This window comes from Bordetella genomosp. 9, assembly GCF_002261425.1.
GTDB lineage: Bacteria > Pseudomonadota > Gammaproteobacteria > Burkholderiales > Burkholderiaceae_B > Bordetella_C.
The window spans coordinates 2781639-2797087 of sequence record NZ_NEVJ01000003.1 but is presented as its reverse complement, the minus strand read 5'-3'; the positions used below and the strand labels follow the sequence as shown (position 1 = coordinate 2797087).

The 15449-nt window shown below is 64.4% G+C and carries 15 protein-coding genes; 13 read left to right on the top strand and 2 right to left on the bottom strand.

Features of this window, described 5'->3' with window-relative positions:
• Positions 1-168 precede the first annotated feature (168 nt).
• The 5 genes from rplM (at position 169) to erpA (ending at position 3388) form a co-directional block, all read left to right on the top strand.
• Positions 169-597 carry a 50S ribosomal protein L13 gene (rplM, locus tag CAL26_RS23740; protein ID WP_086067027.1) on the top strand — a complete coding sequence of 143 codons (429 nt, stop codon included), beginning with the start codon at positions 169-171 and terminating at the stop codon, positions 595-597.
• A 9-nt stretch (positions 598-606) separates the two neighbouring features.
• Positions 607-999 (top strand): 30S ribosomal protein S9, encoded by a 393-nt coding sequence (gene rpsI, locus CAL26_RS23735; protein WP_066355857.1) that lies wholly within the window; start codon positions 607-609, stop codon positions 997-999.
• 113 nt (positions 1000-1112) lie between these two features.
• The gene (gene argC, locus CAL26_RS23730; protein WP_094850051.1) at positions 1113-2177 is read left to right on the top strand and encodes an N-acetyl-gamma-glutamyl-phosphate reductase; all 1065 of its coding nucleotides are present in this window, start codon (positions 1113-1115) and stop codon (positions 2175-2177) included.
• A gap of 46 nt (positions 2178-2223) precedes the next feature.
• On the top strand, positions 2224-2904 hold the full coding sequence (locus tag CAL26_RS23725) for a DUF6776 family protein (RefSeq protein WP_143277493.1): 681 nt from the start codon (positions 2224-2226) through the stop codon (positions 2902-2904).
• Positions 2905-3016: 112 nt separating this feature from the next.
• Entirely contained in the window at positions 3017-3388 is a 372-nt protein-coding gene (gene erpA, locus CAL26_RS23720) for an iron-sulfur cluster insertion protein ErpA (RefSeq protein WP_086067025.1), read from the top strand.
• Between the two features lie 29 nt (positions 3389-3417).
• Here erpA and CAL26_RS23715 read toward each other — a convergent pair whose 3' ends face one another.
• Entirely contained in the window at positions 3418-4536 is a 1119-nt protein-coding gene (locus CAL26_RS23715) for an anhydro-N-acetylmuramic acid kinase (protein WP_094849137.1), read from the bottom strand.
• Positions 4537-4557: 21 nt separating this feature from the next.
• Complete coding sequence (locus tag CAL26_RS23710; RefSeq protein ID WP_373454502.1) at positions 4558-5976, bottom strand: M23 family metallopeptidase; 1419 nt, start codon at positions 5974-5976, stop codon at positions 4558-4560.
• 148 nt (positions 5977-6124) lie between these two features.
• Between CAL26_RS23710 and tyrS the strand changes: the two genes are divergently transcribed.
• The 8 genes from tyrS to CAL26_RS23670 all read left to right on the top strand — a co-directional run bounded on the left by tyrS (position 6125) and on the right by CAL26_RS23670 (position 15429).
• A complete protein-coding gene (gene tyrS / locus CAL26_RS23705) occupies positions 6125-7354 on the top strand; it encodes a tyrosine--tRNA ligase (protein ID WP_094849136.1) in 1230 nt (409 codons plus the stop codon).
• 56 nt (positions 7355-7410) lie between these two features.
• Entirely contained in the window at positions 7411-8064 is a 654-nt protein-coding gene (locus CAL26_RS23700; protein WP_094849135.1) for a YbhB/YbcL family Raf kinase inhibitor-like protein, read from the top strand.
• Between the two features lie 218 nt (positions 8065-8282).
• Positions 8283-9527: a serine hydroxymethyltransferase gene (glyA, locus tag CAL26_RS23695; RefSeq protein WP_094849134.1), complete on the top strand. Its 1245-nt coding sequence runs from the start codon at positions 8283-8285 to the stop codon at positions 9525-9527.
• Between the two features lie 22 nt (positions 9528-9549).
• Positions 9550-10032 (top strand): transcriptional regulator NrdR, encoded by a 483-nt coding sequence (gene nrdR, locus CAL26_RS23690; RefSeq protein WP_086067020.1) that lies wholly within the window; start codon positions 9550-9552, stop codon positions 10030-10032.
• A 7-nt stretch (positions 10033-10039) separates the two neighbouring features.
• The gene (gene ribD, locus CAL26_RS23685; protein ID WP_094849133.1) at positions 10040-11173 is read left to right on the top strand and encodes a bifunctional diaminohydroxyphosphoribosylaminopyrimidine deaminase/5-amino-6-(5-phosphoribosylamino)uracil reductase RibD; all 1134 of its coding nucleotides are present in this window, start codon (positions 10040-10042) and stop codon (positions 11171-11173) included.
• Positions 11174-11295: 122 nt separating this feature from the next.
• Entirely contained in the window at positions 11296-11934 is a 639-nt protein-coding gene (locus CAL26_RS23680) for a riboflavin synthase (RefSeq protein WP_094849132.1), read from the top strand.
• A gap of 293 nt (positions 11935-12227) precedes the next feature.
• Entirely contained in the window at positions 12228-14153 is a 1926-nt protein-coding gene (locus CAL26_RS23675) for a PrkA family serine protein kinase (protein WP_094849131.1), read from the top strand.
• A 10-nt stretch (positions 14154-14163) separates the two neighbouring features.
• Complete coding sequence (locus tag CAL26_RS23670; RefSeq protein ID WP_094849130.1) at positions 14164-15429, top strand: YeaH/YhbH family protein; 1266 nt, start codon at positions 14164-14166, stop codon at positions 15427-15429.
• The last annotated feature ends 20 nt before the right edge of the window (positions 15430-15449 follow it).

The window sequence follows — 15449 nt, the reverse complement described above, 5'->3', positions numbered from 1 at the left end:
CCGGCCGCATCGCTCACACTTTGAGCATTTTCATGCTATGATCGACGACTTTCCCTTTCTCCGACCAAGCACGGGCGGCTGATAACGCTTAGGCAGGGCAGGCAAGCAGGGGAAAAACGCACCGGCCGATTCCGGCGGGGCGAACCAAATTTAGTTCAGGAACCAATCATGAAGACGTTTGTGGCAAAGCCGCATGAAGTCAAGCGTGAGTGGTTTGTGATCGACGCGAAGGGCAAAGTCCTCGGTCGTGTGGCCAGCGAAGTCGCACACCGTCTGCGTGGTAAGCACAAACCCGAATTCACGCCTCACGTAGATACTGGCGATTACATCGTCATCATCAACGCGGCGGACATCGTCGTTACCGGGAACAAGGCGCAAGACAAGAAGTACTTCCGCCACACCACCTACCCGGGCGGCATTCGCGAGACCAACTTCGAGAAGCTGCAGCAGCGCTTCCCGGGCCGTGCCATCCAGAAGGCGGTCAAGGGCATGCTGCCGAAGGGTCCCCTCGGCTATGCCATGATCAAGAAACTGAAGGTGTATGCCGGTGCCGAGCATCCGCACACCGCCCAGCAGCCCAAGCCGCTGGAAATCTAAGGAATCGCCATGATCGGTAACTGGAATTACGGAACCGGCCGCCGCAAGACGTCGGTGGCACGCGTGTTCCTCAAGAAAGGCACGGGCAAGATCGTCGTCAACGGCAAGCCCGTCGACGAGTTCTTCGCGCGCGAAACCGGCCGCATGGTCGTGCGCCAACCGCTGGAACTGACCGGCCACCTGGAATCGTTCGACGTCAAGGTGAACGTCCATGGCGGCGGTGAATCCGGCCAGGCTGGCGCGGTGCGCCACGGCATCACCCGCGCCCTGATCGATTACGACGCCACGCTCAAGCCCGCCCTGTCGCAGGCTGGCCTGGTGACCCGAGATGCGCGAGAAGTCGAACGTAAGAAGGTCGGCCTTCGCAAGGCACGTCGGCGCAAGCAGTTCAGCAAGCGCTAATGTCCAGCAAAAAGGCCGCGAAAGCGGCCTTTTTGTTTATGGATTGGTCCATGGCGCCGCCCCGGGGCGGCGATACAATCAATCATCTTCGGAACCAGCAGGAGCCAGCAATCATGGCACTAGCATCCAACGCACGCGTCAAGGTCGGCATCGTAGGCGGAACCGGGTATACCGGCGTCGAATTGCTGCGCCTGTTGTCCCAGCACCCCAATGCCGAGCTCACGGCCATCACTTCCCGCAAGGAAGACGGCATGCCCGTGGCCGACATGTTCCCCAATCTGCGCGGCCGCGTGAAGCTGGCGTTCTCGACGCCCGAGAAAGCGCCGCTGACGGACTGCGACGTGGTGTTCTTCGCCACGCCCCATGGCGTGGCCATGTCGCAGGCGCAGACGCTGCTGGAAGCCGGTACCCGTATCATCGACCTCGCCGCGGATTTCCGCCTGCAGGACACCGCGGTGTTCGAGAAGTGGTACAAGATGCCGCACGCCTGCCCGACCATCCTCGAAGAAGCCGTCTACGGCATCCCCGAACTGAACCGCGACCGCGTCGCCAAGGCGCGCGTGGTCGGCAATCCCGGCTGCTATCCCACGACCGTGGCGCTGGGCCTGGCCCCGCTGCTGGAAAAGGGCGCCCGCCTGGTCGACACGCAGACCCTGATCGCCGACTGCAAGTCGGGCGTCTCGGGCGCGGGCCGCAAGGCTGAAATCGGCATCCTGTTCTCCGAAGCCAGCGACAACTTCAAGGCCTATGGCGTGGCGGGACATCGCCATCATCCCGAAATCACGGAGCAACTGCAGCTCATGGCTGGCGGCAAGGTCGGCCTGACCTTCGTGCCGCACCTGGTGCCCATGATCCGCGGCATGTACTCGACCATCTACGCACGCATCCTGCCGGAAGCGCGCGGCACGGATTTCCAGGCCCTGTACGAAAAGCGCTATGAAGGCGAAGCCTTCGTGGACGTCATGCCCGCCGGCAGCCTGCCCGAAACCCGGTCGGTGCGCGCCTCGAACGACCTGCGCATCGCCCTGCATCGCCCCGAAGGCGCCGACCTGCTCGTCATCCTGGTCGTCCAGGACAATCTGGTGAAGGGCGCGGCCGGCCAGGCGGTGCAGAACATGAACGTCATGTTCGGGCTGCCGGAAGGCACCGGGCTGGGCCAGGTGGCTGTCCTGCCCTGAGCCCGGCGGCGCGGCGCTTCCAGGCCAGACGGTAGCCGGCACGCGGATGGCACGCTCACGCATGGGAATGGCGGCCGGCCTGCTCGCCGTCGTGGCGCTGGCTGGCGTACTGGCCGTCCTGGTGGCGCTGTTCTGGCCGGCCATCTCGGATCGCGCGGCCGCGCGGGCGCAGGTCGAGGCCTTGCGCGCCCAGCTCGGCACCGAACAGGCGCAGGTCCAGGCCCTGCGGGGCCAGCTTGCCGCCTCCGACGCCGATCTGGCGGTGGAGCGGTCGGCGCGGCGGGCCCTGGAGGACAACCTGGCGGCCCTGCAGATCCAGACCGGGCAATTGCGCGATCGCCTGGCTTTCTATGATCAACTGCTGCCTGCCGGCCCCGCCGGCACGCTGTCCATCCGGGCAGTGGAAATCACGAGGGTGCCCGCGGGCCTGCGCTACCGGGTGCTGTTGATGCGCAGCGCTCGTCCGGGGCTCGCGCCTTTCGTGGGCAGCCTGCGTTTCGTCGCCCAGGGCGCCAGGGATGGCGCCGAGGTCCAGCTGCCCCTGGCGCCTTTGCAGACAGAACCGGGGACGGATAATCCGCCCCTGGTCCCGCTGGAAGTGGACCAGTACCGCGGCAGTGAAGGCATACTCGCGCTGCCCCCCGATTTCACGCCCCGGGAAGTCGCCGTGGACGTGATCCGGGACGGCGTCGTGCAGGCCTCGCAACAGGCGGCCGTGGCATTTTGATTCGGCTCTTCGCTGCGCTATAGTAAGACCATATCGGGGCGCAAGCGCGCCTCTGTTCAGTCGCGAATACACCCGGCCCAGATGGCCGAGCCCGTCAGGGCAGGAGTCTCAAATGAATGCAGTAACCGAAACCGTCGACCTGCAGTCGGCCCCCCCGACCCCGCTGATCTTCACCGATTCCGCGGCTGCCAAGGTCAAGGATCTTCTGATCGACGAAGGCAACCCCGAGCTCAAGCTGCGCGTCTTCGTGCAAGGTGGCGGATGCTCCGGTTTCCAGTACGGCTTCACCTTCGATGAAGTCGTCAACGAAGACGATACCGTCCTGGACAAGGAAGGCGTGCAACTGCTCGTGGATCCCATGAGCTTCCAGTATCTGGTCGGCGCGGAAATCGACTACAAGGAAGACCTGGAAGGCGCGCAGTTCGTCATCCGCAATCCGAACGCGACGACCACCTGCGGCTGCGGCTCGTCGTTCTCGGTCTAAGCACGCCGGGAAAGCAGATCCCGCCGCGCTCAGGCGGGATACATTGCGCCCAGCACCCTGGGGCCGCTGGCCCCGGTGACCTCGGGCAAGCCGGCGGCGATGCGATGCACGTGCGCGTGCGCCAGCCAGGCAAAAGCCAACGCTTCCATTGATTGCGCCGGCACGCCATGCGTGTCGGTGGTAGCCACGGGCCGCCCCAGGCATTCCGCCAGGTCGCGCATCAGCGCGCCGTTGCGCGCGCCGCCCCCGCACACCAGCACTTCCTGGGTATCCGGCGCTTCGCGCTCGATGGCCTGCGCCACCGTGCGCGCCGTGAAGCGCTGCAGGGTGGCCTGGATGTCCTGCGGCGTCAGCATGCGGCAATAGCCGGCCCATGCGTTCAGGCGCGTATCCAGCCAATCCGAATTGAACAGATCCCGTCCGGTGGATTTCGGCGGGCGCTTGGCCAGCCAGGGTTCGCTGGCCAGCAGGTATTCCAGGATATTGGCATCCACGCGGCCGGCCGCCGCGTAGGCGCCGTCATCGTCGAAGTTCTGCCCCGTATGGCGGCGGCACCACTCGTCCAGCAGCATATTCGCCGGACCGGTATCGAAGCCGGTCACGGGCCGTCCCGGCGCCAGCAGGGTGACGTTGGCGATGCCGCCCAGGTTCAACACGGCGCGCGGCACGTCGGCCGCGAAGATCGCCGCGTGGAAGGCCGGTACCAGCGGCGCGCCCTGGCCGCCCGCCGCGACGTCGCGCGTGCGGAAATCGGCGACGACGGCGATGCCGGTGCGCTCCGCCAGCAAGGCCGGCGCGTTCAGCTGGATGGTGTATCCCAGTTCGGGTCGATGCCGGACCGTCTGGCCGTGCGCCCCGATGGCCGTGATATCGGCGGGGGTGTGGCCAGTCGCCGAGAGCAGGCGCTGCGTGGCCTGGGCATAGCACTCGGCAAGCGCCAGGGACGCGCGTGCGGCGCGTTCCAGTTCATCCTGCCCGGCGGCGTTCAAGGCGAGCAGCGCGGCGCGCAGATCGTCCGGCATGGGCAGGCTGGCTTCCGCCAGGACCTCGGGCCGGCCGTGCGGCGCGATGCGCGCCAGCACGCCGTCGACCCCGTCGGTACTGGTGCCCGACATCAGCCCGATGTACAGATCGCCCGCCGTGTCCATGGTGGTCCGGGCGTTGCCGCGTCAGTTGCCGGCCGCGCTGGCCAGCGTGGTGCCGGGCATGGACTGCTGGAACTGCGCCAGCATGTTCAGCTGCTGCTTGTAGACGCCGGTCTCCTTGGCGAACGCGACCTTGTCCTTGCCTTCCAGCGCCTGAGCGACGGGCAGGTCCACGGACAGCGGATCCACCGGCTTGTCGCCGATACGGAACTCATAGTGCAGATGCGGCCCGGTGGCCCATCCGGTCTGGCCGACGTAGCCGATGACTTCGCCCTGTGTGACGCGCACGCCCTTGCGGATGCCAGGGGCGATACGGCTCTGGTGCGCGTACAGCGTGGAGAATTTGCTGTCGTGCTTGATCACGACCACGTTGCCGTAGCCGTTCTGCACACCGGCGAATTCGACTTCCCCATCCGACGTGCTATGGATGGGCGTACCGGTAGGCGCCGCGTAATCCACGCCCTTGTGGCCGGTCCACGTCTTGTGGATGGGATGCATGCGCATGCCGAAGGTCGAGCTGATACGGCTGAATTTCAGGGCCGTGCGCAGGAAAGCGCCGCGCAGGCTCGTACCGTCGAAGTCGTAGTAGGACCCCGTCGTGCTGCCCGGCGGGGTGTACCAGACGGCGGAGTACATCTTGCCCTGGTTTTCGAATTCCAGCGCCAAAACGCGGCCCGCGCCGGCGTAGCGGCCGTCGTGCGAGCGGGTTTCGTACACCACGCGGAACTGGTCGCCCTGGCGCAGGCTGCGCAGGAAGTCGATCTTGGCGCCCAGGATGTCCGCCATCTGCAGCGTCACCGAGTCCGGAATGCCCGCCGCGTCGGTGGCCGCGAACAGCGACGATTCGATGGTGCCCATCGCCACGCGCACCTGGCGGTCCGTGTCTTCGGTCATTTCCTGGGCGACGTAGCTGTCGCCCTTGGGCTCGACTTCCAGGAAGCGCGTCACGACCTGGCCGTCGGAATCGTTGCCGGGGGTGTGGATGTAGCGCAGCCAGACGAGATCGCCGTTGGCGTCCGTCGCCGCCTGCACCGAGCGCCCGGGGTACAGCTTGTAGATGCTGCGCGCGCTGGGGTCGTGGGTCAGGAATACCTGCAGGCCATCGTCATCCAGGTGCAGGCGCTGCAGCACGGCGGCCAAGGTGTCGCCGCGGCGGATGCGCGTTTCGTTGATGTAGGGAGCCGGCGAGGCGTCGCTGACACGGTACTCGTCCGGCGACAGCGCCATGACTTTCTCGATGGTGCGCGTGGGCGGCAGGTCGGCGGCATCCGGGTGCTGCACCATGCCGACCGCGGCGGCGGCGGCAAACAAACCCACCGCGGTGGCGAGTGCGGCCGCGCGGAGGATACGGGGACGGCGGGAGTGTGATGCGGAGGTGGGCAGGGTGGGGAGCGTCGACGCGGACGGGCGGGCGCTCCCGGGTTCGTTGGGCCCTGTAATCATCTTCAAAAAAACCCTGGGGGCCTCATGGCCCCGTGTGACAGTTGCGTATGATTAGGGCCGTATCCTAGCCGATTCGGCTAGAATTTTCGACAATTTTGTGCTTTTTACATCCTCCTCTTTTCAACTGACGGGGTAGCCGTCCCCCACTATGTCTCAATCCGAAGCCCCCATCACCCCTGAGGTCGAAGCCGATCTTCGCGTCGCCAAGCGCGGCTGCGACGAGCTGCTCGTCGAGTCGGAATTCGTCCGCAAGCTGGCCCGCAGCCGGGCCACTGGCGTGCCCCTGCGCATCAAATTGGGGCTGGATCCCACGGCGCCCGATATCCACCTGGGCCACACGGTGGTCCTGAACAAGATGCGGCAGCTCCAGGATCTGGGCCATACCGTCATCTTCCTGATCGGCGACTTCACGTCGATGATCGGCGATCCCAGCGGCCGGAATAGCACCCGTCCCCCTTTGACGCGCGAGCAGATCGAGTCGAACGCCAAAACGTATTACGCGCAGGCCAGCATGGTGCTGGATCCCGAGCGCACGGAAATCCGCTACAACTCCGAGTGGTCCGACCCCCTGGGCGCCCGCGGCATGATCCAACTGGCGTCCCGCTATACGGTGGCCCGCATGATGGAGCGCGAGGACTTCACCAAGCGCTTCAAGGGCGGCATCCCTATTTCGGTGCATGAATTCCTGTACCCCTTGATGCAGGGCTACGACTCCGTGGCCCTGAAATCGGACCTGGAGCTGGGCGGGACGGACCAGAAGTTCAACCTGCTGGTCGGCCGCGAGCTGCAGAAGGAATATGGGCAGGAGCCGCAATGCATCCTGACCATGCCGCTGCTCGAAGGCACCGACGGCGTCGACAAGATGTCCAAGTCCAAGGGCAATTACATCGGCATCTCCGAAGCTCCGTCCTCGATGTTCGGCAAGCTGATGTCGATTTCCGATACGCTGATGTGGCGCTATTACGAGCTGCTGTCCTTCCGCACGCTGGACGACATCGCCGCGCTGAAGGCGGCCACCGAGGCGGGCCGCAATCCGCGCGACGCCAAGGTGGAGCTGGCGCAGGAGATCGTCGGGCGCTTCCACGGCGCGCAGGCGGGCCGCGACGCCCTGGCGGAATTCGAAGCGCGCTTTCGCGACGGCGCCATACCGGAAGACATGCCCGAGGTCACGGTGGCCGGCGCGCCCCTGGGCATACTCAAGGTATTGCGGGAAGCCGGGCTGGCCGCGTCCGGCGCCGAGGCCCAGCGTAACGTCGAACAGGGCGGCGTCCGCGTCAACGGCGAAAAGGTGGAAGACAAATCGTTGCAATTGTCCGCGGGCGTGTACGTCATCCAGGTGGGAAAACGGAAGTTCGCGCGTGTTACCTTGGCGGCGTAGGGAATTTTCCAGCGCCGCACACGACCCATCCTTTTGGTTTTTTGAAGGAGGCTGCCATGAAGCTAGCGAGCTTGTCTTTTTCCGATAAAGAGTCCATCCCCGAGCGTTATGCCTTCGCGCGGATCGACCCGCAGTCGCATGTCGCGCTGGCCGATAACTTCAATCCCCAGTTCTCCTGGGACGACGTGCCGGAAGGCACCCAGTCTTTCGTCATGGTCTGCATGGACCCGTACGTGCCCAGCAAGCCGGACGACGTCAACCAGGAAGGGCGGGTCGTGCCCGCCGACCTGCCGCGCGTGGAGTTCTTCCATTGGGTGCTGATCGACCTGCCGGCGAATATGCGGGAAATAGAAGAAGGCGCGTTTTCCAACGGCATTACGCCGCGCGGCAAGGGCGGCCCGCTGGCGCCGCACGACGCCCGCCAGGGTATCAACGACTACACCGGCTGGTTCGCCGCCGACCGCGACATGAGCGGGGACTACTTCGGCTACGACGGTCCCTGCCCGCCGTGGAACGACGTCCTGGTGCACCACTACATCTTTACGCTGTACGCGCTGAGCGTGCCGCGACTGGATGTGGAAGGCACTTTCAACGGCAAGCAGGTGCTGCAGGCCATCCAGGGCAAGATCCTGGGGCAGGCCTCGCTGACCGGCACGTACACGCTGAATCCGGAGCTGGCGCCCAAGCTCATCGGCACCACCTCCGCTTGAGCGGGGGTGAACCCGGAAAGGCGCCGCGCATGCGGCGCTTTTTTTATGAACCCGGCTCACCTTGCCATGAGCGGTTTTTCCCGAGTTGCCCCGGAGCCCCGAAAAATGGCTCGGATGCGCATTTTTCCGCGCCACCGCCGGCGAAAAGCGCCGTAACCGCACGGTAAACTATGGGCAGCCGCAGTTTTTTCGCTTTTTGACTCCGTTCAGGAACCTCCATGTTCGACCGTACCCGCACCATCTCCCAGGTTGATGAAGAAGTCTGGGCCGCCATCCAGAAGGAAAACACCCGCCAGGAGCAGCACATCGAGCTGATCGCGTCGGAAAACTACGCCAGCCCGGCCGTCATGCAGGCCCAGGGCACGCAGCTGACGAACAAATACGCGGAAGGGTATCCGGGCAAGCGCTATTACGGCGGTTGCGAGTACGTCGACATCGTGGAGCAGTTGGCCATCGACCGCCTGAAGGAACTGTTCGGCGCCGAGGCGGCCAACGTCCAGCCGAATTCCGGCTCGCAGGCCAACCAGGGCGTCTACATGGCGGTGCTCAAGCCGGGCGACAAGGTTCTCGGCATGAGCCTGGCCGAAGGCGGCCACCTGACGCACGGCGCCTCGGTCAATGCCTCGGGCAAGCTGTACAACTTCCAGCCCTACGGCCTGGATGCCAACGAAGTGCTGGACTACGGCAAGGTCGAAGCGCTGGCGCAGGAGCACCAGCCCAAGCTGATCGTCGCCGGCGCGTCCGCCTATTCGCTGCATATCGATTTCGAACGCATGGCCCGCATCGCGCGCGACAACGGCGCGCTGTTCATGGTCGACATCGCGCACTATGCCGGCCTGGTCGCCGGCGGCGCCTATCCCAATCCGGTTCCGCACGCCGATTTCGTGACGTCCACCACGCACAAATCGCTGCGCGGCCCCCGCGGCGGCGTCATCATGATGAAGGCCGAGTACGAAAAAGCCATCAATTCGGCGATTTTCCCGGGCATCCAGGGCGGTCCGCTGATGCACGTCATCGCCGCCAAGGCGGTGGCGTTCAAGGAAGCGCTGCAGCCCGAATTCCGCGACTACGCCCACCAGGTCGCCCGCAACGCCAAGGTGCTGGCCGAAACCCTGGTCAAGCGCGGCCTGCGCATCGTGTCCGGCCGCACGGAAAGCCACGTCATGCTGGTCGACCTGCGCGCCAAGGGCATCACCGGCAAGGAAGCCGAAGCCGTGCTGGGCCAGGCCCATATCACGGTCAACAAGAACGCCATTCCCAACGACCCCGAAAAGCCGTTCGTCACCAGCGGCATACGCCTGGGCACCCCCGCCATCACGACGCGGGGCTTCAAGGAAGCGGAAACCGAGCTGACCGCCAACCTGATCGCCGACGTGCTGGACGATCCGCGCAACGAAGCGAACATCGCCTCGGTGCGCGAGCGCGTGAACGCGCTCACGGCCCGCCTGCCGGTCTACGGCTGAACGGGCGCGACGGGGGACGACGGTGCGCTGCCCGTTCTGCGGCCATGCCGATACCCAGGTGATCGACAGCCGGGTGATGGAGGAAGGCGAAACCATCCGCCGGCGCCGCCGTTGCCAGCATTGCGACAAGCGCTTCACCACGTACGAGCGGGTGGAGCTCGCCATGCCGTCCATCGTCAAGCGCAACGGCAGCCGCAGCGAATACGACCAGGCCAAGCTGCGCGCCAGCCTGTCCCTGGCGCTGCGTAAACGCCCGGTCAGCACGGAAGACGTCGATGCCGCGGTGGCGCGCATCGAAGAAAGCCTGCTGACCAGCGGCAAGCGGGAAGTCCCTTCCGCCTATGTGGGCGAATTGGTCATGACCGAGCTGCGCAAGCTGGACAAGGTCGCCTATGTCCGGTTTGCCTCGGTCTATCGCAGTTTCGAGGATATCGGCGAGTTCATCGAGGCCATACGCGAAATGCAGGGTCCCTTGTTGTCCGGCAAGTTGCGCAAAGAACCCTGACGCCCCGATGTTCGCGGAACAGGATCTCCATTGGATGCGCCACGCCCTGGAACTTGCCAGGACGGTGCTGCATACCACTTCGCCCAACCCCCGGGTGGGCTGCGTGATCGTCCGCGACGGCCTCATCCTGGGCGAAGGCGCCACCCAGCCCCCTGGCGGTCCTCACGCCGAAATCCGCGCCCTGCAGGACGCCGCCGCGCGCGGCCTGTCGGTCGCCGGCGCCACGTTCTACGTCACCCTGGAGCCCTGCAGCCATTTCGGCCGCACGCCGCCCTGCGTGGATGCCGTGCTGGCGGCCGCGCCCGGCCGCGTGGTGGTGGCCATGGGGGACCCCAATCCGCAGGTGAACGGCGCCGGCCTGGCCAGGCTGCGCGCCCAGGGCGTTCCCGTCACCACTGGCGTCTGCCTGCCGGAAGCCCTGGCGCTGAACGCCGGGTTCGCGGCCAGGATGAGCAGGGGCACGCCCTGGCTCTGGGCCAAGATGGCGGCGTCCCTGGACGGTCGCAGCGCATTGCATAACGGAATGTCGCAATGGATCACAGGTCCGGCGGCGCGTGCCGACGGACACGCCTGGCGGGCGCGCGCCGACGTGGTCCTGACGGGCATGGGCACCGTGCAGAAGGACGATCCACGGCTGACGGTGCGCGACGTGGCCGTGCCGCGCCAGCCGCGCAAGGCGGTCGTGGATGGGCGTCTGCAGATCGCCGAATCCGCGCGCCTGTTCGATGGCGAGGAAGTCTGGGTCTTCACGGCCCATGAGGACGCGGTCAAGGCGGAGCGCCTGCGACGGCGCAATGCCCGGGTCATCGTGCTGCCGGGCCCGGAGCCTGGCCGCGTCGACCTGGCCGCCATGCTGCGCTGGATGGCGCGCCAGCACGTCAATGAAGTCCACGTCGAAGCCGGCGCCGGCCTGACCGGGGCGCTGTTGTCCGCCGGCTGCGTGGATGAGATCCTGGCATACATCGCCCCGGTGTTGCTGGGCGACGCCTACGGCATGGTCAAGCTGCCCATGCTTTCCGACCTGGCCGAGGCGCGTCGTTTCAAGTTCATCGACGCGCAGCCGATCGGTGGCGACGTGCGCTTGCGAGGCCGTTTCGCCGATCGCTGGCAGGCATTGCTGAGTGCTGCCAACCCCCGTTGAGACGTCCGCGGTGTAGCCTATCGCCAGCGGGCTGACAGGCCAACAGGCCCGGGCGCGCCGTATGCGCAGTGTCTGGCGACGGCGCCGATATCCAAGTCAAAGATCTATCCAGGAGCATGTTTATGTTTACCGGCATCGTCGCGGCAGTGGGCCGCATCATGCAAGTGCAGCCCTATGAATCGAAGGACGGCGGCGGCGGCGCCCGCGTGCGCATCGATGCGGGTAGCTTGGGGCTGGCCGATGTCCAGTTGGGCGACTCGATCGCCGTGCAGGGCGCCTGCATGACCGTGGTGGCCTTGGATGGCAACCGCTTCGACATCGATATTTCGCGCGAAAGCCTGCGCCTGACCGCCGGCCTGGATCGGCCAGGTGAAGTGAATCTGGAAAAAGCGCTGCGTGTCGGAGATGCCCTGGGCGGCCATCTGGTTTCCGGCCATGTGGACGGTTTGGGTACCGTCGTCGCGTATGCGCCGATAGGAGAATCGCGGGAGCTTATCATCCGCGCGCCAAACGAAATGGCCAAATATCTGGCCTACAAAGGCTCTGTTACGGTGAATGGCATCAGCCTTACGGTAAATGGCGTACAGGACGGCGCGGAGGGTAGTGACATCACCATTAACGTAATTCCCCATACCCAAAACATGACCACGTTGCGTAACGTAAACGTAGGCGACAAAGTGAACTTGGAAATCGACACGATCGCGCGCTACGTCGAACGCATGATGCGGGTGTCCACCGTCGCGGGCTTGCCGGACGCCTGAATCAAGCTGCTTTTACCAGCCACGTCGTCATGATTTTTCGCAACGGTATGAAGGGGAACCAAACGCTTTCCAAAAATAATTTCAGTCGTTTACCCGAGCGGAACTTGCGCTGCTCGATATAGGACTAACTCATAGGGCCGTATTTCCGTTGCAAAAGCTGTGTGTGGGGAAAGCAACATAGCGTCACCTCTATCTGTGTATGGTGAAGACCACTGGCGACATGGATGCAAATAGGGCACACAATGAGGTTGACGGACGGCTAGCCCTTTTCTGATGTTGTTGGAGGTATCCCGATGCTGAACATCGTCGAAGGCTTCAAATCGCAGTATGCCCGTGAACAGGAAACCGAGCTCTCGCTCGAGGAATACCTGAACCTGTGCAAGCGTGACCCCATGGTTTACGCCAGCCCCGCGGAACGGATGCTCGCTGCGATCGGTGAACCCGAACTCGTCGACACGCGCAACGACCTGCGGCTGTCCCGCTTGTTCTCCAACAGGGTGATCCGTCGTTATCCGGCCTTCAAGGAATTCTTCGGCATGGAGGACGTGATCGCCCAGATCGTGTCGTTCTTCAAGCATGCCGCGCAGGGCCTGGAAGAACGCAAGCAGATTCTGTATCTGCTGGGCCCGGTGGGCGGCGGGAAGTCCTCCATCGCCGAGCGTCTGAAGACGCTCATGGAAAGCTACCCGATCTACTGCCTCAAGGGCTCGCCCGTCAACGAAACGCCGCTGGGCCTGTTCAATCCCAACCGCTTCGCCGACACGCTGGAACAGGAATACGGCATACCGCGTCGTTACCTGAGCGGCATCATGTCGCCGTGGGCGGTCAAGCGGCTGCGCGAATTCGATGGCGATATCTCGCAGTTCCGCGTGGTGCGCGTGAATCCTTCCGTGCTGCGCCAGGTGGCCATCGCCAAGACCGAACCGGGCGATGAGAACAACCAGGATATTTCGTCCCTGGTGGGCAAGGTGGATATCCGCAAGCTGGATCGTTTTTCGCAGGACGATCCGGACGCCTACAGCTATTCCGGCGGCCTGTGCCTGGCCAACCAGGGGCTGCTGGAATTCGTGGAAATGTTCAAGGCGCCCATCAAGATGCTGCACCCCCTGCTGACGGCCACGCAGGAAGGCAACTTCAAGGGTACCGAGGGTTTTTCCGCGATTCCCTTCAACGGCAGCATCCTGGCGCACTCCAACGAGTCCGAATGGCAGACCTTCCGCAACAACCGCCACAACGAAGCTTTCCTGGACCGTATCTACATCGTCAAGGTGCCGTACTGCCTGCAGGTGACGGAAGAAATCCAGATCTACAGCAAGCTGCTGCATAACAGCTCGCTGGCCGAAGCGCCGTGCGCGCCCGGCACGCTGGACATGATGGCGCAGTTCTCGGTGCTGACCCGCCTGAAGGAGCCGGAGAATTCCAGCATCTATTCCAAGATGCGCGTGTACGACGGCGAAAGCCTGAAGGACGTGGACCCCAAGGCCAAGGCCCTGCAGGAATACAAGGATTATGCGGGGACGGATGAGGGCATGAATGGCGTGTCGACCCGTTTCGCGTACAAGATCCTGTCCAGCGTCTTCAACTACGACCAGACCGAGGTCGCGGCCAACCCTGTGCACCTGATGTACGTCCTGGAGCAGCGCATCGCCCGCGAGGATTTTCCGGAAGACACGCGCCGCCGCTACCTGGAATTCATCAAGGGCTACCTGGCGCCGCGCTATGCCGAGTTCATCGGCAAGGAAATCCAGACGGCTTACCTGGAATCCTATTCCGAATACGGGCAGAACATTTTCGACCGCTACGTGACCTTCGCCGACTGCTGGATCCAGGACGAGGAATTCCGCGATCCGGAAACCGGCGAAAGCTTCGACCGGTCGGCCCTGAACGACGAACTGGAAAAGATCGAGAAACCGGCCGGGATCGCCAATCCCAAGGACTTCCGCAACGAGATCGTCAACTTCGTGCTGCGCGCCCGCGCCAACAACAGCGGCCGCAATCCCACGTGGACCAGCTACGAAAAGCTGCGCGAAGTCATCGAGAAGAAGATGTTCTCGAACACGGAAGACCTGCTGCCGGTCATCTCGTTCAACGCCAAGGCGTCGGCCGAGGACAAGAGCAAGCACCAGAGCTTCGTCGAGCGCATGGTCGAAAAAGGCTATACCGAAAAGCAGGTTCGCCTGTTGTGCGAGTGGTATTTGCGGGTGAGAAAGTCCTCCTGAGCGAGGTAGTATGAATTCACTTATCGATCGTCGTCTCAACGGACGCAACAAGAGCACCGTGAACCGCGAGCGGTTCCTGCGGCGCTACAAAACCCAGGTTCGTAAGGCGGTGCGGGACCTGATACGCGAGCGCTCGATCGAAGAGATGGACCAGGGTGGGGAGATCAACCTTCCCACCCGGGATATCTCCGAGCCCCGGCTGCGCCATGGCGCCGGCGGGGACCGCGAAATCGTGCATCCGGGCAACCGGGAATTCGCCAAGGGCGACACCATAGACCGTCCCGACGGGGGCGGGCAGGGTGGCGGCAGCGGCGATCCCGGCGAAGGCGATTCGGTGGATCAGTTCACCTTCACCCTGTCGCGGGCCGAGTTCCTGAACTTTTTCTTCGAGGACCTGGAGCTGCCGCACCTGGCGCGCAACCAGCTGGGCGACGTGCACCAGAAGAAATGGCACCGCGCGGGCTACACCACGAGCGGCTCGCCCAGTTCGCTGGCGGTGGGACGTACCTTGAAGGCCTCCCTGTCGCGGCGTATCGCGCTGAGCATCGGCGCACGCCGCGAACTGACCGAAGCCGAAGACAAGCTGGAAGAGCTGGAGCGCGGCGGCGCTTCCGTGGCGCTGCTGGACGCCGCGCGCGCCGAAGTCGAATCCGCGCGGGAGCGCGTCTCCCGCGTGCCCTTCCTGGACGAAATCGACCTGCGCTACCGGCATCGCGTGTCCGTGGCCGTGCCGATGGCGCGCGCGGTCATGTTCTGCCTGATGGACGTCTCGGGGTCCATGGATGAGAACAAGAAGGACCTGGCCAAGCGCTTCTTCACGCTGCTGTACCTGTTCCTGATGCGCAAGTACGAGCGTGTCGAACTGGTCTTCATCCGCCATACGGACAATGCGGAAGAAGTCGACGAAGACACGTTCTTCCATGATCCCAAGAGCGGCGGCACCGTGGTGCTATCGGCCCTGGAGCTCATGAACGACATCATCGAAAAGCGCTATTCGCCGTCCACCTGGAACATCTACGCCGCGCAGGCCAGCGACGGCGATTCCTTCGGCGCGGACGCGGCGCGCAGCGCGCGGTATCTGTCCGAGCACCTGCTGCCGGCGGCCCGTTATTTCGCCTACATCGAAATCCACGACACCCACGACGTGCGCAAGAGCAGCCTGTGGGCGGAATACGAGCGTGAGCCGGCGGAGCATTTCGTCATGCGCCGCATCTCCGAGCGTGGCGAGATTTTCTCCGTCTTCCACGAGCTGTTCCGGAAAGAGGCCGTGGCATGAGCGATCGGGACGCCCCAAGC